Consider the following 24,475-nt stretch of genomic DNA (forward strand, 5'->3'; position numbering starts at 1 on the left):
AATTACTTGCAGATGTTGTAGAAGGCATCCAGGCCCGGGTAGACAGCGATGTCGCCGAGTTCTTCTTCAATACGAAGAAGCTGGTTGTACTTGGCCATACGGTCGCTGCGGCTCAGAGAACCTGTCTTAATCTGACCGGCGTTTGTACCGACGGCGATATCCGCAATCGTGGAATCCTCAGTTTCGCCGGAGCGGTGAGAAATCACAGCGGTATAACGGGCCTTCTTAGCCATTTCGATAGCTTCGAAAGTTTCTGTCAGCGTACCGATCTGGTTGATCTTGATCAGGATGGAATTGGCGATGCCCTTTTCAATACCTTCCTTAAGAATGGAAGTGTTAGTGACATAAAGGTCGTCGCCGACAAGCTGAACACGGTCGCCCAAAGCTTCGGTGAGTTTGGCCCAGCCTTCCCAGTCGCCTTCGGCCATACCATCTTCGATGGAGATGATCGGATAACGGTCAACCCACTCGGTCATCTTAGCGATCCATTCGTCAGCGGTGAGTTTCAGGCCCTGGCCCTTCTGGTTGTAAACGCCGTCTGCATAGAATTCGCTGGCAGCGCAGTCCAAACCGATGAAAACCTGTTCTCCCGGTGTGTAGCCGGCAGCTTTGATGGCGTCGATAATGAATTCAATGGCAGCTTCATGGCTGTCGATGTTTGGAGCGAAACCGCCTTCGTCACCGACAGCAGTAGACATACCGTGAGCATTCATGATCTTCTTCAGGGCATGGAAGATCTCGGCGCCGCAGCGAAGAGCTTCGCTGAAGGTCGGAAGACCAGCCGGGATAATCATGAATTCCTGAATGTCGAGATTATTGTTGGCATGAGCGCCGCCGTTCACAACGTTCATCATCGGAACGGGCAGAGTGAAGCCGTTGATACCGCCGAAATAGCGATACAGCGGGAGTGCGCATTCTTCTGCAGCTGCGCGGGCAACGGCCAAAGAAACAGCGAGGATGGCGTTTGCGCCGAGACGGGACTTATTTGGGGTGCCGTCGAGTTCGATCATGGCGCGGTCGATTTCAGTCTGCTGGCTGGCGTCGTAACCGACAACCTCATCGCGGATTTCGTCGTTGACGTTGGCAACGGCTTGCAGAACGCCCTTGCCGTTGTAGCGGGAAGCATCTCCGTCGCGCAGCTCGATGGCTTCGCGGCTGCCTGTAGAAGCACCGCTCGGGACAGCTGCACGGCCGATCACGCCGGAGGCAAGAATGACTTCGGCTTCAACCGTCGGGTTGCCGCGGGAATCCAATACTTCACGGCCAAAGACTTCAACAATTTCGCTCATGTTTATCTCTTTAAAAGTTAATGTAACTGGTTTTCTAAAAATTCACCGGACTTCACGAGTCGGTCAATGCCCTGCAAATTGGTCAGCAGTGCTTCCATCTTATCCAGCGGAACCATGTTCGGTCCGTCGCTCTTAGCGCAGCAGGGATTCGGATGTGTTTCCATGAAGAGTCCGGAAACACCGACAGCAACCGCCGCACGGGCCAGAGGCGGAACGAACTCTCTGCGGCCGCCGGAGCTTGTGCCCTGACCGCCGGGGAGCTGGACGGAGTGCGTTGCGTCAAAAATCACCGGAGCATCGCAGTCGCGCATGATCACAAGGCTGCGCATATCGGATACAAGGTTGTTGTAGCCGAAACAGGCGCCGCGCTCACAAACCATGAAGCGGTCCTCAGAGAGTCCGGCAGCTGCTGCAGCATGGCGAGCTTTGAGCACAACCTGCTTCATATCCTGAGGAGCCAAAAACTGACCTTTCTTGATATTGACCGGCTTACCGCTCTTTGCGCAGGCGGCAATAAAGTCTGTCTGACGGCAAAGGAAAGCCGGCGTCTGAAGAAGATCCACCACAGCGGCAACTTCCGGAACTTCATCGGCCGTATGAACATCGGTGACAACCGGAACGCCGATCTGACGGCGGACTTCTTCCAAAATACGAAGACCGTTGGTCATACCCAGACCGCGGAAGCTCGTATCGGAGGAACGATTCGCTTTGTCGTAGCTTGCCTTGAAAACATAGGGGATCCCGAGCTTATCGGTGATCTCCTTCATCTTGCCGGCGATATCGAGCGTCAGCTGTTCGCTCTCAATGACGCAGGGACCGGCGAGAAGAATAAAGGGTCGGTTCAGACCGACTTCAAAACCGCATAACTGCATGTCGATTACTCAGCCTTTTCGTGTTCTTTGTGATACTTGGCAGCCGCTTCAATGAATTTATTGAAGAGCGGATGACCGAAACGCGGAGAGGAAGTAAATTCCGGATGGAACTGAACGCCGATGAAGAAGGAATGATCGGGGAGTTCCATGATTTCGGGAAGATTTTCGCCGGGGGTTCTGGCAGAAATCACCATACCGGCCTTCTCGAACTGGTCACAGTAAGAATTGTTCACTTCATAACGGTGACGATGACGCTCGCCGACTTCCTTACCGTAAACTTCGGCAGCCAGTGTTCCGGGTTTAACAGGAACAACTTGTTTGCCTAAACGCATTGTGCCGCCGAGATCGCTGTCTTCATCGCGTTTTTCGATAACGCCAGTGTGGTCTTTCCACTCGGTGATCAAAGCAACAACAGGATGCGGTGTTTCCGGATCCAGCTCAGTGGAGTTAGCGCCGCCGAGACCGCAGACATGACGGGCAAATTCAATCACGGCAAGCTGCATACCCAGGCAAATGCCGAGGTAAGGAATGTCGTTCTTACGAGCGTATTCGATGGCTTTGATCTTGCCTTCGGTACCGCGTTTGCCGAAGCCGCCGGGAACCAAAATAGCATCCATGCCCTTGAGGCAGTCAGTGCCTTCTTTTTCAAGAATTTCAGCTTCGATGAAGGTGACATCCACATGATGACCGGTATGGATACCAGCGTGGATCAGAGCTTCATTCAAGGACTTGTAGGAATCCTTCAGGTCATACTTACCGATCATGGCAAGTTTGACAGTGTCTTTCGGATGTTCAAGACGATCAACGACCTTTTCCCAAGCGGAAAGATCGGCAGCTTTCGGATTCAGGTCTAAGCAGCGGCAGACGATTTCATCTAAGCCCTGCTCATGCAGCATCATCGGAACTTTGTAAATCGTGTCAACGTCCCAAACGGAGATGACGGCATCCATCGGAACATTGGCAAACAGAGAAATCTTGGCTCTTTCGTCGTCCGGAATCTTGCGGTCGGCACGGCAAAGCAGAACGTTGGGGCTGATACCGATCTTACGGAGTTCGCCCACGGAGTGCTGAGTCGGCTTTGTCTTCAATTCGCCGGCGCTGGCGATATAAGGAACGAGTGTCAGGTGAATGAAGCAGGTATTGTTGCGGCCTGCTCTCAACGACAGCTGACGAACGGCTTCAAGGAACGGCAGAGATTCGATATCACCGACCGTACCGCCGATTTCAACCAATGCGATATCGGGATCGCCGGCAGCATGAGCACCGCGGGCAATGAAGTCCTGGATTTCGTTGGTGATGTGTGGAATGACCTGAACGGTTTTACCTAAGTATTCGCCGCGGCGTTCTTTGCGCAGAACATTACGATAGATCTGGCCGGTCGTAAAGTTATTCGCCTTGTGCATCTTCGGCGTGATGAAGCGCTCATAGTGACCTAAGTCCAAGTCGGTTTCAGCACCGTCTTCGGTCACGAAGACTTCACCGTGCTGGAACGGGCTCATTGTGCCCGGGTCGACGTTGATGTAGGGGTCCATCTTGATGATTGTGACCTTGAGCCCGCGAGACTCAAGGATGGCGGCCAGGGAAGCTGCTGCAATACCTTTCCCCAGGGAAGAAACTACACCGCCGGTAACAAATACATATTTCGTCATCTTATTCTCAACAGAAAAAAAAAAGAGACGCGCTTCAAATGAGCAGGCGTGGCTTTACAAAATTCAATCAATTATAGCGGTCGGGAGCCTATTTGTAACTTCTAAAAGGCCGCTCCTGACGGTTTGATACAAGTCCGCTTCTCTGCTATTCGCCGATGCACATGAAACGCTTTTTCATTTCCTCAACCGGTTCCGGCTGAAGCGTAATGTGTGAGATGCCGTACTTTTTCTCCAAAACCTCACGCGCCTTCTCCAAAACCTGAGGCCATTCATCCATCCGCTCTAAAACAATATGAGAGGAAAGAGCCGCCTCGTTTGCCGTCATATCCCAAATGTGGAGATCATGCACGGCATAAACACCGGGAATTGCTTCCAGAGTCGAACCGACTTCCTGATAAGGAATGTTGTCAGGAACTCCGTCCAAAAGAAGATGTACTGAAGTTTTCACAACGCCCCAGGAGGAATGCAGAATTAAAGCACTCACAAAAATAGAAAGGATCGGGTCAACAATGACCGGACCGCCGAAGTAAATCACGATACCAGCCGTGATCGCGGCCACAGATCCGAGCAAGTCGCCCATGACATGCAGGAGCGCTGCCCGCGTGTTGATGCTCTTCTGGTCGCGGGAAAGCGTCCAGGCAACAGCGATATTGATCAGCAACCCGAGCGTGGCAACCAAAAAGACGCTAGAACCGTTGACCGGTTCCGGACTGCTGAAACGCTCTACCGCTTCCACAACAATCCAAAGCACCACCGCAAACATGGCAAGCGCATTCAAAAGTGCTGCGAGCACTTCCAGCTTGGCAAAGCCAAAAGAATATTTCCCGCTTGCGGGGCGTCCTGCAAGAACATTGGCCAGCAGTGCAAAGAAAAGAGAGGCTGAGTCCGTCACCATGTGACCGGCGTCAGAGAGCAGCGCCAAAGAGTTCGAAAGAAAACCTCCGATGACTTCGATCACGGCGTATCCTAAGGTCAGACAAACCGAGGCGATCAATACCTTTTTGGATGAGCCTGTGCCTTGATGGGTATAGTCGCTGTCGCCTTCATGATGGCGTGTCAGCTGCTTTTCTAAATTGGTCGATTCAATTACTTCTTTCATGCCGGATTTCTTGCCGGACAAATGCCGTCAATTTCCTCAATAACTTCAAATGGCAGATCAGAAATTTTAAGGTTGTAACCGTCCAAAAGCTGCTTAATCAGGCAGATCTCTTCATATTTTGAGATCTTCCGATTCTGAGTTTGGGCAAATTTCTCAACAACTTCCAACAAAGCTTTCTTCGGCTCGTGGGGCTGAATTTCTCGAATCAGCGCGTCCGTGGTTAAAACTGAGCGTTTCATTAAACCCTTACCTAAGATTTCAACAATGGCATGTCTGAAACAGTCCTTGTCGTAAGTCAGAGCTCGCTTCCGGGCTATGAACGGGACAAAAATAAAGATAAGGCCGATACCGATACTAACCGGAATCGTGATTCTTCCCCACACACTTTCAGGAATAGAAATTAAGGCCAGAAGCACACCGGCCAGTACGAAGCTTCCTCCGACGAGCCACATCATGAAGGCATCCGTCAGATGTTCAAACCGCCCGATCCTGCTCACATCTGCTTCAATCCGATCAATTTGGTTAAAAACATGAACCGCCTCTTTACGACTGATGCCGGCTTCGCGCATCAGCGTGCCGATAGGCAAGGTATTCAGATAATCCCATTCCTTTTTAGACAGGGCCCCAGGGGATTCAATCAGCTGATTTAAAAGCGCAGCGATCTTCAGCCCCTCATCGGTGTCTTCTTGATAGTAATGAGTGTGAGACATATATTGCGTGTGGTTCGTTTCTATTGATCGTAAATACGATCATTGTATCTTTCTCAACACAGAATCTGACGCTTTGCATCCTAAGTTGTGCGGTTAGCCTCTTCTTTTCCGAGGCTTTCCTTCCGGCAAAAACAAACCGCTCCGATCACGAATGAAAGGAGCGGCTGGAAGGATATCTATCCTAAGCGGCTTACATTAAGAAGAGCCACGTAAGAACCAGGAAGATCGGAACCAAAATACCGTACGACCAGGCCATGAAGCCGAAGAAGGAAGGCATTTTGACGCCGCGGTTCTGAACGATACTGACCACCATGAAGTTCGGTGCATTGCCGATGTAGGTCATCGCACCCATAAAGACGGCACCCATAGAAATCGCCATCAGGGTATGTGCGCCTGTCGTCATGAGGTAGGCAGGATCGCCGCCGGCCAAGTTGAAGAAAGCCAGGTATGTCGGAGCGTTATCCAGGAAGCTGGAGAGCATACCGGTCAGCCAGAAATAAGCGGCGTTGACAGGCTGTCCGTCGGAACCGGTCACCAAAGCAACCACCGGAGCAAAAGCACCGGAGGAACCTGCGCGCAGCATTTCCAGAACCGGAACGATCGTTACGAAAATACCGAAGAACAATTTGCCGACTTCCAGAATCGGTTCCCAAGAGAACTGGTTGGCCTCGCGGTACTCTTTCTTCGTGAGAATAAGAGAAAGAATTGCTGCTGTCGCAAAGATAGCGTCGCGAATAAGGGATTCAAGTGCAATGTGCAGACCGAGGAAGTGATATTCGACGCCTGTCTTCCAGAAGCCGGACATGAGCACGGCACCCACGATACAGGCAAGAAGAACGAAATTAACGGAGCCTTCGAAACCGAACGGAACGTAGGCGACGGGCTTCTTGAGTTCTTCGTTGTCTTTAAGTTCTTTCTTGTACAGCCAAGTATCAAGAAGGAAGTAAATGATCAGAAGGAGTCCCACGGCAAGACCGGTCACTTCCCAAAGATGACCGGCCGTCCAGAAGAAGGTCACGCCGCGCAAGAAGCCCAGGAATAAGGGTGGGTCGCCGAGCGGAGTCAAAGAACCCGCGATATTAGCGACAATGAAGATGAAGAAAATGTAGGTATGCATCTGATAGTGACGTCTTCTGTTCGCGTTCAGCAGAGGACGAATCAAAAGCATAGCGGCGCCCGTGGTACCCATAAGGTTGGCCAAGATAGCGCCGCTTAAAAGAAAAGTAGTATTAAGCCAAGGCTTGCCGACAAAAGAGCCTCTGAGATGAATACCGCCGGCCACAATATAAAGAGAGCCGACGAAAATAATGAACGGAACGTAATCTCCGATCAGGGCGTGTGCAAGAGCTTCGACAGAAGTCTGTGTTCCGAAGAACATAAAGAGCGGAACGGCTGCCAAAACTGCCCACATCAAGGCGACTTTGCCGTAGTTTTTGTGCCAGAAATGTGCAAAAAGCAGAGGTCCCAGAGCAATACTGAGCAAAATACCGGCGAAAGGAATCGCCCAACACAAGCTCAGTTCGGCACCGGGAAGCGCCGCATGGGCAGAAATCGGAAGCAAGCCGGATAACGCCGCCACTGCTCCGAGGAATGTTGTTTTCTTGTTCATCATTTACCTTTTCTACGTTCGCGGCCGGCAGAACAAAAATGCCGGAACCGAAACCATCAAATGATTCGATGTACCGCAAAACAAAACCAAAGCAGAATTTAAAGTCCGTTTGTCTTTAATAACAACAGAAATAAATTCTGCTCCTTCAAACAGTCAAAATTTGAATAACTGCCTAAAAGAAAAGGTAAAAGTTTAACAAATTCACTGGGTTAAGTTTGTAACTTTCATATTACGATAAGATTTATCATATATTAAAAACACTTTTCAGATAGCGTAAATACGATTCGTCCTCGCACATACTCTTTATCGGATCATCGGAGAGTTTTGCCACGGGCTGATCATTGCAGCGAATTAGTTTGATGACATTCTGCAGTGCAGGAATTCCCAAATCGTTGACAAGGTTTGTGCCGATGCCGAAGCCGAGTCTGATTCTTCCGTGGAAAGCGTTATACAAACTAATCACTTTCGGGAAGTCGAGCATGTCCGAGAAAATCAGCGTCTTTGTCTTCGGATCACAGCGGTTCTTCCGATAATGCTCGATAAGGTGTTCGCCCCATTCAAACGGATTGCCGGAGTCATGGCGTGCTCCGTCAAAGAGTTTGCAGAAGTACATATCGAAATCCAGCAGGAACGGTTTCATGCCGTACACATCCGACAACGCAATTCCTAAGTCGCCGCGATACTCTTTTGCCCACATTTCGAAGGCGTATTTTTGAGAATCTCTAAGACGGGGGCCTAACGCCTGACATGCCTGGAGATATTCATGGGCCATGGTTCCCAGAGGCGTGAGGCCCAGCTGCATCGCGTAGTAAACATTGCTGGTGCCCGTGAACTGTTTGCCCATGGTCGCCTGCATGGTCTTAATAACCTCTTCCTGCCAGGCTTTAGAGAAACGTCTGCGGGTGCCGTACTCAGAAATACCGATATCCTGAATATCTTTGATGGACTCCATTTTTGCTTTCAGACGTCGACGCCCTTCCGTCAAATCCTGATTAGGATAGAACTTGCGGTAGTAGCACTCGTTGACGATGGCAAGAACCGGAATCTCAAACATGATGGTGTGCAGCCAAGGACCGCGAATGCGAATCTCAATATCGGTATCGCTGCCTTCCGCCTTCTTGACCTGGATACAGGAGCGCTTGAGATGGAAAAGTTCCAAAAAGTCGATGAAGTCGCTCTTCATAAAGCGCAGGCTGCGCAAATAGTCCAGCTCGTCTTTGCGGAAATGCAACGCGCACAAGTGATCAATCTCTTCATTGATCGGACCGATCACGGCCTGAAGGTCGGTTCCGGGATTTCGACACTTGAATTTATATTCCGCCTGAGCGGCCGGGAACTGATGCAGGACACACTGCATCATCGTAAATTTATATGAGTCGGTGTCTAATAAAGAATCAATAATCACTGCATGCTCCTTGGCAACTACGATAGCTATTCTATAGTCTCGAGTTGACGCGAACCGAAAGGACGGAGGAGTTTTTCAGTTGAGACTTCTTCACGCTCCGCAGTTAACAAAGCGTTTCGGATTTCTTAGTCTTGATTCGGCTACGGCATGAGCTCTCTACAGATCGGAATCTACTAAAATATAGAGTTTTAGTAATGAATTAAGAAAACGGAGTTTTCCAATGGCACATGTAGTGACCGAACCCTGCATCCTCTGCAAATATACCGACTGCGTTGACGTTTGCCCGGTCGACTGCTTCCGTGAAGGTCCGAATTTCCTCGTGATCGATCCGGATGAATGCATCGACTGCGCTGTCTGCATTCCTGAATGCCCGACCAACGCCATTATGGCTGAAGAAGATGTTCCTGAAGATCAGCAGGAATTCATCGCATTAAATGCAGAACTGGCTCGCGTTTGGCCGTCCATCACCAGAATGAAACCGCACACAGACGAAGCCGAAAAATGGCGTGACGTCCTCGATAAGCGTCAGTACCTGAAGAAGGAACTCTAAGCGTGTCCGAAAATCGCACCAAAGTCCGCCTGCTTCAAAAACAGGTTTGGAGAAAAGGTTTGGTCTCTATAAGAGTGACCAAACCGGAAGGCTTTACCTTCACGCCCGGACAGTTTGTCCGTTTGGGACTGGATATTGAAGAGAACGGAAAAACGGAATACGCCGCTAGAGGCTACTCCATAGCTTCCGTCCCCTCTGACCCGTTCCTTGAATTCTTCATCGTCGAAGTCCCGCAGGGCCTTGTCTCCCCTCGCCTGTGCGCCTTGGAAGCGGGCTCTGAACTTTGGCTGGAAACCGATCTTTGGGGCTCCCTGCTGCCGGAAAGACTTCCTGCTTCTCAAAATCTTTGGTGTCTCAGCACCGGAACCGGCTTAGCGCCGTTCCTCAGCATTCTTCGCCAAGAATCCGTTTGGGAAAAATGGCCTACGATCGTTCTTGTCCATTCCGTGCGTTTGGCTGAAGATCTGACCTACACCCAGCTGATTCAGAAAATCAAGGATGACTCTTCACTCGGCGGCGGAAGCGGAAGAAACCTGGTTTATATTCCCATCGTCACACGAGAAGCAACACAGTTCTTATCCAGAAGAATTCCGGATTTGATCAGCTCCGGTGATTTGGCTGAAACCGCAGGCGTTAAGTTCGATAGTTCTCTTTCCAGCGTGCTTCTTTGCGGCAACCCTGCCATGATCAAGGAAGTCCGCGCTTTGCTTAAACCTATGGGTTTCCAAGCACCGAGACGCGGCGAACCCGGCAACCTAATCGCAGAAAACCTTTGGCAGTGATGATCGAAATTTCTAAGATTGAAGAAATCCTCCCGCAGACTCAGTGCAGGCAGTGCGGTTATCACGACTGCGCTGACTATGCAAAGGCCATTGCTAACGGAGAACAGCATAATCGCTGCCCGGCGGGAGGCCCTCAAGTAATTTCCCGCCTGTCCGCCCTTTTAGGTCGAGAAGAACTTTCCCTCAATGAAGAGTGCGGTGTGCATGTTCCGCCTGAGATCGCGGAAATAGATCCGAACAAGTGCATCGGCTGCCGACTTTGCTCGGACGCCTGTCCGACGGACGCCATCATCGGCTCCCCGAAACATATGCATTGTGTTGACGCCGAACGATGCAACGGCTGCTGTTTATGTCAGCTCGCTTGCCCTGTCGACTGCATTTCCATGGTTCGCATTGACCGAGAGTGGACGGATGAGCTTGCGCGTCAATCTAAGGAAAATTACCTGAAACGAAATCAAAGGCGCGCCAAGATTCGTCAAGAGGAAGAAAATCTCCTCAATGCCAAGAGCTTGACGAGTGACAAGCGCGACTTCGTGGCAAATCTTATTCGCCGGAAAATCTTAAATGAATCAGGAAAAACGCCTCGAAATTCTTAAGGCCCTTCAAGCGGACAATCCCACGCCGAAGACCGAGCTCGAATACCATTCGAACTTTGAACTGCTGATTGCCGTCGTGCTTTCTGCACAGGCAACGGATAAAAGCGTCAATGAAGCCACTCGAGTGCTTTTCCCGCTGGCCAATACGCCCCAGGCCGTTTTGGATTTAGGCCCGGAAAAATTCACGGACATCATCAAGCACATCGGGCTTTACCGAAGCAAGACGAAGAACGTGATGAAACTCTGTGAGGACTTGATCGAGCATCACAACGGTCAGGTGCCTACGGACTTTGATTCCCTGATCAAGCTTCCCGGCGTCGGCCAAAAAACCGCCAGCGTCGTCATGAACGTTGCGTTCGAAAAGCCGACCATTGCCGTGGACACTCATGTATTCCGTGTCGCTAACCGCACCGGCTATGCAAAGGGCAAAACGCCTGAAATCGTCCAGAAAAAAATGGAGCGGTACACTCCGCTCCCCTATCGTGCAGATGCTCATCACTGGTTCATTCTGCTCGGCCGCTATATTTGCAAAGCCAGAAAGCCCGAATGCTGGAAGTGCCCGATTGAGCAGTACTGCGAATACAAAGAAAAGAATCTTGAGCCTCCCGAACCGAAGAAGTCCAAGAAACGTCTGCTTCCTATTGAAGACTAAAACTCGAACCCGCCTTTAAGGTTGTTTTCCTGTTTCAGCTTTTTCCAAATTTTCTTAGCTGGAAGGTGTCTTGAAGCCTGAAGCTCAGAAGCTCTCTGATCAAGCAGCTCGACGGAATAAGTTTCCTTCGGTCCCTTCTTGGCAAGAATAATTCTGTTGCCTTCTGCTACATCCGGCATGACGAGCACTCGTCCGTCAAATGCTTTCGAGATGTTATCGAGACTCTTGGTGAAATCTTCCCCGCCGAACACGTTATAAGAAGAGATGCCTCCGTCCGTCAACGCCTTTTTGCAAAGTCGATAGAACGGAACATCGTCATAGACCGGACCCCAGGCTTCCGCATCATAAATATCGACTAAAAGCCAATCGGCTGTATTTGCAGCTCGGGCTAGATATTTCTTGCAGTCTTCAAAAACGACTTCCAAATGATCATCATCGTCAGGCATCTTGAACCACATCCTCGAAGCCATATAGACATCTTCGGAAATCTCGACCACTTTCGTGTGCGCTTCGGGAAAATACTTCCAAGTGTATTTCGCAAGTCCGCCGGCGCCGAGCCCGAGCTGGAGAATATTTTTAGGTTCCGGTCGGAAGAAAAGAAGCGCCAGCATGTACTGCTGGTATTCCAGCGCCAAACTGTATGGACGGTTAATTCTCATGCCGCCCTGAATCCACTCGGATCCGAAATGAAGATAACGGAAACCTCCGAGCTCGGAGAAGTCCACCGGTGTTCTCTTAGTTTTAGCCATTTCCTGCCCTTGTAACCTTTTGAATTTGTGTGAGTCTAACGCCGAAAACAAAAAATTAAGCGCAGTCCCAACGAATTGGAGCTGCGCTTATTGTTTCCGTTTTTAACCGAGATTAGTTCACAGACTTCTTACCGATCGTATCCATCAGCATCGTATTCATACGATTGATGAATCCGGCCGGGTCTTTGAGCTGTTCACCTTCCATCAGCTGAGCCTGTTCAAGGAAGAGCTTAGCCCATTCCGGAGAGAAGGCAGCCTGTTCTTTCAGTCTAGAAACCAGAGGATTGTTCGGGTTCAGTTCAAGAATAGGTTTCGGTTCGGGAACGTCTTGACCAGCTGCTTTCATCATGCGGACAAAAGCAGGATCCAAGCCGTTCGGGTCCGTCACGATGCAGGAAGGAGAATCGGTCAGACGCAAAGTCATACGAACATCTTCGACGCTGTCGCCCAAAGCGGCTTTGAATTCGTCGACGAGCGGTTTGTACTCAGCTTGAACTTTTTCTTTCTCTTCCTTTTCTTCCTTGTCTGCCAAGTCGCCGAGATCAAGGTCGCCCTTTGCGATATTGACAAGCTTCTTGCCCTGGAATTCAGTCAAGAACTGCATCATCCAGCGATCGATCGGGCCGCTGAGGAGCAGTACTTCGATATCCTTCTTCTTGAAGAGTTCGAGCAGCGGGCTCTTGGCGGCTGCTTCAGGTGTATCACCGATCACATAGTAAACGGTGTCCTGACCGGTCTTCATACGGCTGATATAACCTTCAAGGGTGACATCGGCCTTGCCTTCGCTTCCCGTGGAAACAAATCTCAGAAGTTTGGCGATACGCTCTTTATTGGTCGGATCTTCGCCCAGGCCTTCTTTCAGCACATTGCCGAACAGCGCCCAGAACTTGTCGTAATCGGAAGCTCTGTTGGCGGCAAGGTCTTCCAGCATGGAAAGAACACGCTTTGTCGTACCGTCGCGAATGATACGAAGGTCGCGGGTCTGCTGAAGAATTTCACGGCTGACGTTGAGCGGAAGATCTTCGGAATCGATCACACCCTTAATGAAGCGCAGATAGTGCGGAAGCAGCTGGTTCGTGTCATCCATAATGAAGACACGTTTCACGTACAGCTTCACGCCATGTACGTTTTCTCTGTCCCAAAGGTCAAACGGAGCGGCAGACGGAACATACAGAAGCTGGATGTATTCGTTCTTGCCTTCAACCTTGTTGTGCGTCCAGCAAAGCGGATCGGTAGAGTCGTGAGAAACGTGGTGATAGAACTCTTTGTACTGGTCTTCAGTAATTTTATTCTTCGGACGTGCCCAAAGAGCTGCACCGGTGTTGATGGCTTCCCATTCTCCGGTGTCAATAACTTTATCGTCCTTGTATTCATCCTTGCCCATTAAGATCGGCGTGGAGATATGGTCGGAATAGCGCTGAAGGATCGTGCGCAGACGATACTTGCTCACCAGATCGCGGTCCTCGCTCTTAACAGAGAGAATGACGTCCGTACCAAAATGATCGCGGGTTGTATTTTCAACCGTAAATTCGCCTTCGCCGTTGCTTTCCCACTTTGTAGCGGCATCGGCCGGATCACCGGCTTTACGGGTAATAACGGTTACTTTGTCGGCGATGATAAAGGAAGAATAAAAACCGACACCAAACTGTCCGATAAGCTGAGAGTCTTTCTTCTGATCTCCGGATAAGCGGGCAAAAAATTCTCTTGTACCGCTCTTGGCGATCGTACCTAAGTGTTCAATCACTTCTGCACGCGTCATGCCGATACCATCGTCGCTGACCGTGATTTCCTGCTTCTGTTCATCTACACCGACTCGGATCGAAGGATGCGGATCGTCGGCAAGCAAGGAAGGATTGTCGATTGCGGCAAAACGCAGCTTGTCGATGGCGTCCGAAGCGTTGGACACCAATTCACGCAAGAAAATCTCGCGGTTGGAATAAAGAGAATGCACCATCAGATGGAGCATCTGTTTCACCTCGGTTTGGAAACCGAGCGTCTCTTTCTTGTTTTCAGACATTAAGCGATACCTCTGTTGAATAATTCAGGCTTATGACACTATTTGGTGTCACTTTTCGTATTTTCAACCTCTGCTGATGTAAGATTTTCTGAATGCGGGCAATAAGGGGAGTGATTATCACCACTTCTGCCCATTTTGGTTTTCCGATACCCGCAATAAAGGCTGCCACAAACAGCTCAACTACAAGGTCTTTATTTTTTGGAGCTTTTTGGCTCCGATGTTTTTATTTATCGCAGGAATGCGCACTATGTCTGACAATTCTTTAACACCTCCAAAATCGATCCGCGCAAGATCCTCTCAGCGTTCCATTATTCGTGAACTCCTCAAACTGGCGAGCCAGCCCGATGTCATTTCTTTTGCTGGCGGCCTGCCCTCTCCTAAGAGCTTCCCGGTCAAAGCCATTGAAAAAGCGACCGACTGGGTTTTAGAAACACAAGGCACCCGTGCCCTCCAGTACTCCAGTACCGAAGGTGAACCCGCTCTTCGCAAGGCCATTGCCGCTCATGAAGCTGAATTAGGTGCTCCCGTTGACCCTGACTGCATTCAAATCGTTTCCGGTTCTCAGCAGGCTTTGGATTTAATGGCCCTCGCCTACATCGATGAAGGTTCCAAGGTTGCAGTCGAAGATCCGACTTACCTCGGTGCATTGTCTGCTTTCAAACTCCAGCGTCCTGAATTTGTCACGCTCCCGACGGATGAACATGGCTTGAACCCGGATTTAATCGGACCAGAATTCAGCGGCATTCGTTTTGCCTATGTCATGCCGACTTTCCAGAACCCGACAGGCATCACGATTACTGAAGAAAGACGTAAGAAACTCGCTGAAAAAGCCCGTGAATACGATTTCTGGATTTTGGAAGACAACCCCTACGGCGAACTTTGGTATGACCGTCAGCCTCCGAAGCCGATTCGCTGCTATGCCCCGGAACGTACTCTGACAATGGGAACATTCTCCAAAGTTCTGTCTCCCGGTTTCCGTCTCGGTTACATCATCGGGCCGAAGCCTGCGCTTGATCCTCTCACAACGATTAAGCAGGCCGTTGACCTCCATACGTCTACATTCACGCAGCTGATTTCTGCCCGCTGCCTTGATGAAGGCCTTATGAAGACGCACATGCCGGATGTCCGCGCTCTTTACAGAACTCAGTGCCACTGCATGCTCGATGCATTAGAACGTTACTTTCCCGAAGGCACAACTTGGACTAAACCTGACGGCGGTATGTTCATTTGGGTCACACTGCCGGAATACATCAACACCGACGACATGATGAAAGAAGCGCTCGACAGAAAAGTCGCTTATGTTCCGAGCTCCGCTTTCTACGCCAATGAGCCGAAGTTCAACCAGATGCGCTTGTCCTTCGTGACGGTTCCTCCGGAAAAGATTGACCAAGGCGTCAAGGTTCTAGCTGACCTTATTAAGGAAAAAATGGCTGCTCACAACGCTTAATCCGCGTTAAGCAGTGCGATGTCAACAGGTCCTTCGGGATCTGTTTTGCTATGCAGCAAACTAAAGCGGCCGAAAAATCCGGCCGCAATCGTCAATTATTTGGCTCTATCTTACTTGTGAGCAACAGCAGACTTAGCCGCAATTCTGCCAAACGTTAAAACATCAGCCGTGGCATTACCGCCTAAACGGTTAGAGCCATGGATACCGCCTGTCACTTCACCGGCTGCATAGAGGCCGGGGATCGGCTTGCCGTTCTTATCCAAGACCTGAGCATTGGTCGAAATCTGCAAACCACCCATAGTGTGATGGATCGAAGGTGCACGCGGAGTAGCATAGAACGGAGGTTTAACGATAGGACGATCAAAGAGTTTGCGTCCGAACTTCGGATCGTTCTTAGCTTCAACCATCTTATTGAATTCAGCCACCGTTGCTTCGAGCTTATCAGCAGGCATACCGAGCTGTTTAGCCAAATCAGCTAAAGAATCAGCCTTGTAGATACGGCCGATGCTGACCAAAGTTTCAACATCTTCGTTAAAGCTGTTGAGCGGTTTAACGATCGAGGAATCGTTGATATCGTAAACAACTCCGCCGGGCTGCTTCTTGATCGCGGCAACGAATTCGTCGCGGCGCGCATCTTCTTTGACGAAGCGTTCACCGTTCTTGTTGACGTCAATCACATCGTCCAAACCTGACATCTTGCGGGCGCGGCCCTGCAGAGCGCCGGTACCCGGAGTAGCCAGCGGATAAACCTGAACGTAGTTCATGCCGGTTGTATCTGCGCCGTGTCTTGTGGCAATAACAATACCGTCACCGGTTGCACCCGGCTGGTTCGTAGAAACCATTTCCGGAGTGAGGTGCGGAGCAGACTTCCGACGCATTTCTTTGTTCTGGGAATAGCCGCCGGTAGCCAGAATGACACCGTCCTTGGATGTGAATTCGTACTTATTGCCAACCTTGTCGGTTGCAGTCACGCCGATCACGCGGCCCTTGTCATTGAGGATAAGGTCCTGAACGCGCATACCCAGCTTGAAGTTAACGCCCTGTTTGACGGCAGACTGATACAGAGGATCAATCAGGCCGAGACCTGCAGGAGCATCGAGCTGGTGTGTACGCTGCCAGAGAGCGCCAGCGCCCTGGCTGACGCGGTCCATCACAGGAGAACCTTTAGACTGCATCCAGTGCAGCGTATCGAGTACATTGTTGGAATACTGCCTGATCAGAGGAATCTGACCGACTTTGTCGCCGCCGTTATAAGTTTGGAGAGCATGCCATTCAGGGCAGTCAAAGAGAGTCTTAGAACCGCTCTTCAAGTAGGCTTCATACTTGGCTTTGACGTCGGCCATTAGCTTGGCGTGTTCTTCGCTGACAGGTTTTTCGCTGATTGCTTTAACCACAGCTTCCTTCAGTGTTTCGGTCATCGGAAGCGCTTTCTGTCTATCAGGGTCAGCTGCATTAAATGCAGATGCGCAGCGAAGTGTGTTTCCGCCGATCACGGGCATCTTTTCCAAAACCAAAACGTTCTTAACGCCTAAATCTTTAGCTGTGACAGCAGCGGAAAGACCGGCGCCGCCAGCACCTACGATGATGAGATCTGCACTGTCCTTGGTTATCCCGGCAACTTTCTTGATCTTTTCAGAAACGGGTTTTTGGAATGCTGCGATGTCGCCGCCGGCTTTTTCAATTGCCTGAGCAATGGCTGTCTTCAGGGCGGTACTTGTGACCGTCGCACCGGCGATGTTGTCAACATTGAGCGTCTGATACTGCAGAACGTCTTTACCGATTTCACGGATTGCCGTGTCGCCTAAATATTTCGTTTCTCTCTGGCCCGGTGTCTTAATGTCGATAATCTTGTTGTCTTTAATCGTAACTTCAACGGTCAGCCAGCCGTTATTGCCGTATGCTTTGCCTTCAAAATTGCCATTCTTGAGAGCCAGAGGAGCGGCTTTCTTGCCCTGGGCCTGGTTCAGGCATTCCTGAACAGCTTTCTTGATGGCGGCAGAAGAAACAGAAGCACCGGCGACGCCTTGGACATCTGCAGACTGTGCTTTAACGATTTCAGCCGGAAGAGAGGCAACTGCCTTGGAGCCGATACCTTCCGTTTCCTTTTGATCAACGATCTTGACGGAAAGAATCTTGTCCGCTGAAGTCGTTACTTCGACTTTGACCGGTCCGTTCTGGCCAGCAATGGCGCCCGTGTAGGTGCCCGGTGTATAGGCATATGCACCGGTAGAAACGGCAGCAAGCAGAACTGAGGTGGCAAGTACTGATAATTTCATGAATATTTCTCCTTAGTTCAAAGGCAAATCGAGCAAAAATCCCTCTTTTTGCTGTTTGACTTTGATTTAGTCTTGGGAATTCCCGCCAATAAATATTCCCCAATGGGCGGCGAGACCGGAGGCCTTAAAAAGAACCCAAAAGCATCGGGCGCCTCGTCAAATATAGTGTTTTCTTCTTGGCACTATTATTCTTTTTCTGCGGTGAACTATAGTTCCGCAAAACATGGATGTAAAGGTTCTTTAGTTGCTTGCTAAGGGTTTATTCTTAGGATTTACCCCTCGGATTTGTTTTCGTAAAATCCAAAAGAACTTCTAATACCATTAAGAAAGTAAGCTTTCTTGTAAAAAATTATTTCCGCAAAAGGCAAAAACAAGTTTTTTTTGCAGCTGAACCATTCAGCCATTTCTAAATTCAGAATAGTTTTACCCTTACATGCAAAACAACTTTTTCCTCAAGTCCTCGATCGTTATTCTCTTATTTACAAGCGAGACTTCTCTTTTTACAAAGGGCTGAGAACTTCTTAAACTTTCGTTGATTTTTTAATCATCTAACTAAAGGAATTTAAATGAAATTATCCGCACGTAACGTTCTCGAAGGCAAAGTTCTCTCTATCAAAAAAAGGTCCGGTTTCTACCGAAGTTGATATCGAGACTAAAGGCGGCGAACGCGTTGTTGCTTCCATCACCACAGCTTCTGCTGACTCCCTGAAACTCGAAGTCGGCAAGAAAGTCTATGCCGTCATCAAGGCTTCCAACGTTATGGTTGGCACAGACGAGTAATTCTCGTTAGTCTTATGCGAAAGTCCGGCGTTTTTTCGTCGGACTTTTTGTTTTTGGAGTTACTGCGGACCGGCGCCGGCTTTAAAGGTGTTGCACATCTCCGGATTTCCGGTATCGAATCCGGTCTTAAACCAGTAATACCGCTGTTCAGATGTGCCGTGTGTAAAACTGTCCGGCACGACTCTTCCTTGAGCTTCACGCTGCAGTCGGTCATCACCGATTGCGGTTGCTGTTCTTAAAGCTTCCTGCAAGTCTCCCTTCTCAAGGATTCCTTGTCTCTGCATATCGTGTCCCCAGACACCTGCCAGGCAATCTGCTTGAAGTTCCAGCTTAACGGAAAGTCTGTTAGCTTCTTTAGGGCTGACTTGAGACTGCAGTTTCTGAACCTGAGAGGAAATCCCTAGAAGCGTCTGAACGTGGTGTCCTACTTCATGGGCTAGGACATAACCTAAAGCGAAGTCTCCTCCGCCGCCCAATTTTCTCTGCATGTCTTTATAGAAAGAGAGGTCCACATAAAGCTTATGGTCGGACGGACAGTAGAACGGACCCATCGCAGCCTGACCATATCCGCATGCGGTCCGGGTGCTTCCGGAATAAAGCACCATTTTCGGAGGAATGTACTTTTTGCCGGATTGAGCAAAAATTCGGCCCCACGTCTCTTCTGTTGTTCTCAGTGCCACAGAAGAAAACTTCGCCAGTTCCTGCTCCTGAGCACTCGGCTGGTAGCTTGAACTTTGTGTCTGAGTAGGCATCGGAGAATCCAAGCCTAGCAGCGGCGTCAGATCGATGCCGTAATAGCCGGCAACTAAAACGACCGCTAAGACAGCTAATCCCAGCTTGCCTCTCGGCATAGGGAATCTCGGACCGCCGCCCCCGAATCCTCCGCCTTCTCCACGGCGGTCTTCTACGTTGCTGCTGCCCTCTCTGTCTTTCCAAAGCATCTTATCCTCCGATGCACGTGTTGCCTGTGCACATTTTAGGGGCCGTCCTCCTAAGAAACTTTCTACCGGGGCCCCTTTTAGGAAAAGGCGCCGTTCCCGCGGGAACAAGCGCCTTGTATTTGAGTCTGAAGCTCTTAGATGATCGTGCTTTCTTCAACCTCTTCGCTATCGTCACCTTTATTGGCAGTCTCAAGCTTATAAGGCTTCAAACCTAAGAACTCCCATTTAGCCTCAACGAACCGGCCCTTACGGCCTCTCCGTGTTCGGTAGTCTTCAATGGAGCGAGGACCGACCAAAAGTTCCTGAATCTTGCCGCCGCGGCCTTTTCCGACCACCACGACTCCGTTCGGAGAAATCGGAACGGCTGCGACCAGTTTCTCATCGTCCTGGAGCGCCATGATTGTGGTGCCCTTGCCGCCGCTCGAAAGAGCTCTGAGTTCATCCGTCGTGAAGACAACCAATCGACCGCTCGAAGACAACGCGGCGATCCAGCCGGTCAACGGTGTTGAAACCTGAACCGGAAGCGGTTTAGCTCCGTCCAAGATAAAGAAGGATTTGCCGCCTCTCTGACGGACTGCAAGATCAGACATCTTGCAGAAGAAGCCCATGGCTGCGTCTGAGGTAAACAGCAAGACAGTATCGGACGCACCGCAAATGTAGTCAAAGGGAACATCTCCGTCCTGGAATTGGACGAACGCGCTCACATGAGTCCCCTCGCCTCTGGCACTCGGCAGAGAAGAAACCGGAATACTGTAAATGCGTCCGGTGTTCGACAAGATATACAAATTGTCGACACTGCGGCATTCCATAGAGCAGCGATACTTGTCACCCAGCTTGAAGTTCATGGCACGAGCGTCAAATCCATGACCTTGTCTTGAACGCAGGAAGCCCTTTTCACTCACGATCACTGTGACAGGTTCATCAATCACCTGTTTCGCAATCGAAGCGCCCTTGGCTTCTTCAATGAGTGTGCGTCTTTCGTCGCCATAGGTGTCAATATCCTGACGGATCTCTTTGGTGACTTCTCTTCTCAGTTTCTTTTCATCCGTCAGCAAGCCGCGCAGACGTTCAGCTTCATTCCGAAGCTTCTCCAGCTCTTTACGGAGTTTGACTTCATCGAGAGAGGCCAACTGACGCAGTTTGATTTCAAGGATGTCTTCGGCCTGCGTATCAGACAACCCGAAATGCGTTATCAGTTCTTTCTTGGGATCGTCCGCACCGCGAATGATGCGAATCACTTCCTCAATATCAACGAGAACAATGAGACGACCTTCCAACGTATGGATACGAGCTTCAGCTTCATTTAAAGAAGTCTGAGATCGAGCGCGAACCGTACGCAGTCTAAAGCTAACCCATTCGGAAAGAATGTCTTTCAAACCTTTTTGACGAGGTTTGCCGTCAATGCCAATCACCACAAGGTTGAACTTGCAGGAGGTTTCAAGACTGGTCTTACTGAGAATGGTGCTGACGAGCTCTTCTCGATCAATGGATTTCGATTTCGGATCGATGACCAAGCGTACAGGTGCCTCAGCACTCGACTCGTCTCTCATGCCGCTCATGACGTTCATGATCAGCTGCTTGTCCTGCTGCTGTTTTGCAGTCAGAGACTTCTTACCTTGCGGTGCCTTAGGATTAGTGAGCGCTTCCAGTTCCGACATCACCTTCATGACGGAAACTTTATACGGAACGCTGTCAAAAACTAACTGCCACTGGCCCCTGGAAAGCTCTTCAAAGTGGTAAGTGGCGCGAACCTGCAGGTTGCCGTAACCGCTTCGATAAACATTCTTAATGTCAGAGGCAGAAGATATAACCTGAGCACCGCCCGGGAAATCCGGACCTTTAACAATTTCAAGCAATTCGTCCGTCGTGATCTCAGGATTACGGATCACTTCAATGGCAGCCTCTCCGACTTCCGTAAGATTGTGGGACGGAATTTCGGTTGCCATACCGACCGCAATACCGCTGGAGCCGTTCAATAAAAGCACCGGCAGACGGGCCGGCAGTAAAACTGGTTCTTTATGGGTTCCGTCGTAGTTCGGAATAAATTTGACGGTTCCTTTGTCCAGTTCGCCAAGCAGAAGATCGGCATACTTAGAAAGGCGGACTTCGGTGTAACGCATAGCCGCAGCACCGTCGCCGTCAGCCGAACCGAAGTTACCCTGACCTTGAACCAACGGATAGCGCATCGTGAAGTCCTGCGCCAAACGAACCATAGCGTCGTAAGCGGCCGAGTCACCGTGCGGATGATACTTACCTAAGACTTCACCGACGACTCGAGCACTCTTAACCGTTTTGACATCCGGATTCAGGCCGAGCCGCTTCATTGCGTAGAGAATTCTTCTCTGGACAGGCTTCATGCCGTCGCAGACGTCCGGCAATGCACGGCCTTTTACCACAGAAATAGCGTATTCCAGATAAGCGCGGCTTGCAAAGTATGCAAGCGTTAATTCATCGCAGTCTGTGTCGGCATGCTTCAGAGCTTCTTCGACGATGTCAGAACCACGGGGCTGTGCAGGCGCAGGAACCAATTCTGCTTCTTCAACTTCGTCCGCAACTTCCTGAAGCTCTTCCTTCATGTCAGAAGCATCTTCACGCATCAGGTTTTGAGCGAGCTGCTCGGCTTCTTCTAGAGAATCTTCATTCTTCGGTTCAGAAGCCGGTTCAGCCAACTCTGCTGTTGCATCTTCCAGTTGAAACTCTAATTTCTTTTCACCCTCGGAGGAAGACTTTTCTGCCTCAGGAGAATGTTCCGGCTCCTCCTCTAGCATATCAAAGAGGAAACCGGTTCCCTTACCGATGTCTTCTTCGGGTTCCGGCTGAGCTTTTTTAGCTTTTCCTTTCTTCTCTTGGGGCTCTTCGTCTTCAGCTGCGGGCAGAACCGCCTTTCCGTCGATTTCTTCAAAAAGCTCGGTCTGATCAGCTTCCGTTAATTTGCGTCTTGGTTTCTTAGGCATTTATTGCGCTCAGTTAAATATCAGGTTCGAACTGGTCGCCGTGGCGTTCGATCCACTGCTTACGTGCGTCGGCTTCTTTATTTCCCATGAGAATCTGCATGGCCTTTCCGGTTAAATCGTCGCCCGGTAGTCCGACCTTCACCGGCAAAAGTCTGCGGGTTTCGGGATCCAAAGAAGTCTCTTTGAGTTCTTCCCAATCCATTTCGCCGAGACCTTTGAATCGTGAGATAACGATCTGAGCATCGGTAAATTTTTCTTTTTTGAGTTTCTCGACTGTCTTTTTCAGCTCTTCTTCGTTCAAGCAGTAAATTCGGCGTTCTTTCTTCTTTCCTTTGTTCGGAACCGAAACCTTAAAGAGCGGCGGCATCGAAATGTAGATATGCCCTGTCTCCATAAGGTAGGAAAAGTGCTTGTAGAAAAGCGTCAGCAGGAGCACTTCAATGTGAGAGCCATCCACGTCGGCATCGGCCATGATGCAGATCTTGCCGTAACGAAGATTTGAAATATCGGGCTTCTCACCGATCTTGTGGGGATCGACACCGATAGAAACCGAAATATCGTGAATTTCTTTGTTGCCGAAAAGCAGGTTCTGATCGACTTCCCATGTGTTCAAAACTTTACCGCGAAGAGGAAGAATGGCTTGATATTCTTTATCGCGTCCCTTCTTAGCCGAACCGCCCGCAGAGTCACCTTCCACCAGGAAGAGTTCATTGCGGGAAATATCGCCGCTCGTGCAATCCGTAAGTTTGCCCGGAAGAACCGCAACAGAAGATCCTTTTCTCTTTTCGATTTTCTGAGCGGAATGCTGGCGCGCCTGTGCCTGCTTGATAAACATTTCAGCAAGCTTGCGGCCCTCTTCAACGTGGCTGTTGAGCCAGAACTCCATCTGCGGACGCACAAAGCTGGAAACCAGCTTCAGCGCATCTCGGCTGATCAATTTTTCTTTGGTCTGTCCCTGGAACTGAGGGTCCAGTACTTTTGCATTCAAGACAAAGCTGGCACGCGCAAACACGTCATCCACGATCATCTTGATGCCTTTAGCGCCCAAGCCATGGGTTTCCATGAAACTTCTCATGGCTTGGAAGACGCCGTCGCGCAAACCAGCTTCATGAGTGCCGCCGAGCGGTGTCGGAATCAGGTTCACGTAGCTCTCACGTTCCAGCTGACCTTCATCTGTCCAGCAAACGACCCAGCCGGCGCCTTCGCCCTGAGAAAAGGTATCGTCGTCCGCTCCGGCAAAGCCCTGAGCTTCGAAAGGCTGAACCAACGGAGGACGGTCCAGCTGTTCGGTCAAATATTCCTTGAGACCGCCTTCGTATTTCCAGACCTGTTCGATGTTGTCTTTTTCATTGCGATAGACCACCTCGCAGCCCGGAAGCAAAACTGCCTTACTTCTCAAGAGGCGGATCAACTGGTTCTTAGGAATCGTGAGCGTGTCGAAATACTTTCCGTCCGGCCAGCAGCGAACCCTCGTTCCGGTCGCTTTCTTTGGTCGAGGAGTTTTAACACTGTTCAAAGGCACTGTAACAAAACCGTCCTCGAAAGTAATTGAGCTTTCGAGACCGTCACGCCAAACGGTTACTTCCAGGCGAGAGGACAGCGCATTGGTGACAGAAACACCGACGCCGTGCAAACCGCCGGAGAAAGAATAGGCACCGCCGGCACCTTTGTCGAATTTACCGCCGGCATGCAGACGAGTGAAAACGATTTCAACAACTGGAACCTTCTCTTCCGGATGAATACCGACCGGAATGCCGCGTCCGTTATCTTCTACGGAAATCGATCCGTCAGCGTGTTCGGTCAGGATGATTCGGTTGGCGAAATTCGCTAAAACCTCGTCCGTCGCGTTGTCGATGACCTCCTGAATAATGTGCAAAGGACAATCCGTCAAGGTATACATACCGGGGCGTTGTTTAACCGGCTGAAGACCTTTCAAAATGCGAATCGATTTTTCGGAGTAATCGTTGACTTTATTATCTTGCTCAAGAGACATACGGGCGCCAATCCAGCGACAAAGAAAAGATGCAAATGGCTATTTTAACAAATTGATTTAGACCGACTTCTGCCTTTTTACGGCCGGGAAGTCATCTTTTGACGC

Annotated in this window: 19 protein-coding genes; 6 read left to right on the forward strand and 13 right to left on the reverse strand. The window is 50.1% G+C overall.

The genetic code is table 11. The features are described from left to right. Positions 1 to 2: 2 nt before the first annotated feature. The 7 genes from eno to pncB form a co-directional block, all read right to left on the reverse strand. The gene (eno, locus tag HMPREF9439_RS00490) at positions 3 to 1,289 is read right to left on the reverse strand and encodes a phosphopyruvate hydratase (protein WP_008811773.1); all 1,287 of its coding nucleotides are present in this window, start codon (positions 1,287 to 1,289) and stop codon (positions 3 to 5) included. Between the two features lie 17 nt (positions 1,290 to 1,306). Further along, positions 1,307 to 2,161, reverse strand: coding sequence for a 3-deoxy-8-phosphooctulonate synthase (kdsA, locus tag HMPREF9439_RS00495; RefSeq protein WP_008811772.1), 855 nt, complete (start codon positions 2,159 to 2,161; stop codon positions 1,307 to 1,309). A gap of 5 nt (positions 2,162 to 2,166) precedes the next feature. After that, entirely contained in the window at positions 2,167 to 3,810 is a 1,644-nt protein-coding gene (locus tag HMPREF9439_RS00500) for a CTP synthase (RefSeq protein ID WP_008863303.1), read from the reverse strand. 145 nt (positions 3,811 to 3,955) lie between these two features. Next, positions 3,956 to 4,909, reverse strand: a complete 954-nt coding sequence (locus HMPREF9439_RS00505) for a cation diffusion facilitator family transporter (protein ID WP_008811770.1) — start codon at positions 4,907 to 4,909, stop codon at positions 3,956 to 3,958. Further along, positions 4,906 to 5,619 carry a hypothetical protein gene (locus tag HMPREF9439_RS00510; RefSeq protein WP_008863304.1) on the reverse strand — a complete coding sequence of 238 codons (714 nt, stop codon included), beginning with the start codon at positions 5,617 to 5,619 and terminating at the stop codon, positions 4,906 to 4,908. Before HMPREF9439_RS00510 ends, HMPREF9439_RS00505 begins: the two co-directional genes overlap by 4 nt. A 190-nt stretch (positions 5,620 to 5,809) precedes the next feature. Continuing rightward, entirely contained in the window at positions 5,810 to 7,231 is a 1,422-nt protein-coding gene (locus tag HMPREF9439_RS00515) for a sodium:proton antiporter (RefSeq protein ID WP_008863306.1), read from the reverse strand. 241 nt (positions 7,232 to 7,472) lie between these two features. Continuing rightward, positions 7,473 to 8,633, reverse strand: a complete 1,161-nt coding sequence (gene pncB, locus HMPREF9439_RS00520) for a nicotinate phosphoribosyltransferase (protein WP_040603335.1) — start codon at positions 8,631 to 8,633, stop codon at positions 7,473 to 7,475. 220 nt (positions 8,634 to 8,853) lie between these two features. On the opposite strand from pncB, the gene fdxA reads away from it, so the two are divergent. From fdxA to nth, 4 genes are read left to right on the forward strand one after another with little or no spacing between them, the layout of a single operon-like run. After that, entirely contained in the window at positions 8,854 to 9,183 is a 330-nt protein-coding gene (fdxA, locus tag HMPREF9439_RS00525) for a ferredoxin FdxA (protein ID WP_008811766.1), read from the forward strand. Positions 9,184 to 9,185: 2 nt separating this feature from the next. Next, positions 9,186 to 9,965, forward strand: coding sequence for a ferredoxin--NADP reductase (locus tag HMPREF9439_RS00530; protein WP_008863308.1), 780 nt, complete (start codon positions 9,186 to 9,188; stop codon positions 9,963 to 9,965). Beyond that, positions 9,965 to 10,561, forward strand: coding sequence for an RnfABCDGE type electron transport complex subunit B (locus tag HMPREF9439_RS00535; protein WP_008863309.1), 597 nt, complete (start codon positions 9,965 to 9,967; stop codon positions 10,559 to 10,561). Before HMPREF9439_RS00530 ends, HMPREF9439_RS00535 begins: the two co-directional genes overlap by 1 nt. Further along, on the forward strand, positions 10,530 to 11,213 hold the full coding sequence (gene nth / locus HMPREF9439_RS00540; RefSeq protein WP_008863310.1) for an endonuclease III: 684 nt from the start codon (positions 10,530 to 10,532) through the stop codon (positions 11,211 to 11,213). Before HMPREF9439_RS00535 ends, nth begins: the two co-directional genes overlap by 32 nt. Here the strand turns inward: nth and HMPREF9439_RS00545 are convergent. Both HMPREF9439_RS00545 and htpG read right to left on the reverse strand, forming a co-directional pair. Beyond that, a complete protein-coding gene (locus HMPREF9439_RS00545; protein ID WP_008863311.1) occupies positions 11,210 to 11,962 on the reverse strand; it encodes a spermine/spermidine synthase domain-containing protein in 753 nt (250 codons plus the stop codon). The two genes, nth and HMPREF9439_RS00545, sit on opposite strands and share 4 nt — an antisense overlap. Before the next feature lie 112 nt (positions 11,963 to 12,074). Further along, positions 12,075 to 13,979: a molecular chaperone HtpG gene (gene htpG, locus HMPREF9439_RS00550; protein WP_008863312.1), complete on the reverse strand. Its 1,905-nt coding sequence runs from the start codon at positions 13,977 to 13,979 to the stop codon at positions 12,075 to 12,077. A 247-nt stretch (positions 13,980 to 14,226) separates the two neighbouring features. Between htpG and HMPREF9439_RS00555 the strand changes: the two genes are divergently transcribed. Continuing rightward, positions 14,227 to 15,426: an aminotransferase-like domain-containing protein gene (locus HMPREF9439_RS00555; protein WP_008811760.1), complete on the forward strand. Its 1,200-nt coding sequence runs from the start codon at positions 14,227 to 14,229 to the stop codon at positions 15,424 to 15,426. Between the two features lie 110 nt (positions 15,427 to 15,536). On the opposite strand, the gene HMPREF9439_RS00560 is transcribed toward HMPREF9439_RS00555, so the two are convergent. Beyond that, positions 15,537 to 17,702, reverse strand: a complete 2,166-nt coding sequence (locus HMPREF9439_RS00560) for a flavocytochrome c (RefSeq protein ID WP_008863314.1) — start codon at positions 17,700 to 17,702, stop codon at positions 15,537 to 15,539. A gap of 645 nt (positions 17,703 to 18,347) precedes the next feature. Between HMPREF9439_RS00560 and HMPREF9439_RS13395 the strand changes: the two genes are divergently transcribed. Then, complete coding sequence (locus tag HMPREF9439_RS13395; protein ID WP_244862359.1) at positions 18,348 to 18,482, forward strand: TOBE domain-containing protein; 135 nt, start codon at positions 18,348 to 18,350, stop codon at positions 18,480 to 18,482. Between the two features lie 59 nt (positions 18,483 to 18,541). Here HMPREF9439_RS13395 and ypfJ read toward each other — a convergent pair whose 3' ends face one another. From ypfJ to HMPREF9439_RS00575, 3 genes are all read right to left on the reverse strand, one after another. Beyond that, complete coding sequence (gene ypfJ / locus HMPREF9439_RS00565) at positions 18,542 to 19,423, reverse strand: KPN_02809 family neutral zinc metallopeptidase (RefSeq protein ID WP_008811757.1); 882 nt, start codon at positions 19,421 to 19,423, stop codon at positions 18,542 to 18,544. A 134-nt stretch (positions 19,424 to 19,557) separates the two neighbouring features. Beyond that, positions 19,558 to 22,377, reverse strand: coding sequence for a DNA topoisomerase IV subunit A (gene parC / locus HMPREF9439_RS00570; RefSeq protein WP_008863318.1), 2,820 nt, complete (start codon positions 22,375 to 22,377; stop codon positions 19,558 to 19,560). Positions 22,378 to 22,390: 13 nt separating this feature from the next. Continuing rightward, positions 22,391 to 24,370 carry a DNA topoisomerase IV subunit B gene (locus HMPREF9439_RS00575; RefSeq protein ID WP_008811755.1) on the reverse strand — a complete coding sequence of 660 codons (1,980 nt, stop codon included), beginning with the start codon at positions 24,368 to 24,370 and terminating at the stop codon, positions 22,391 to 22,393. Positions 24,371 to 24,475: the final 105 nt, after the last annotated feature.

Origin of the sequence: Parasutterella excrementihominis YIT 11859 (genome assembly GCF_000205025.1) — a bacterium.
GTDB classification, from domain to species: Bacteria; Pseudomonadota; Gammaproteobacteria; order Burkholderiales; family Burkholderiaceae_F; genus Parasutterella; species Parasutterella excrementihominis.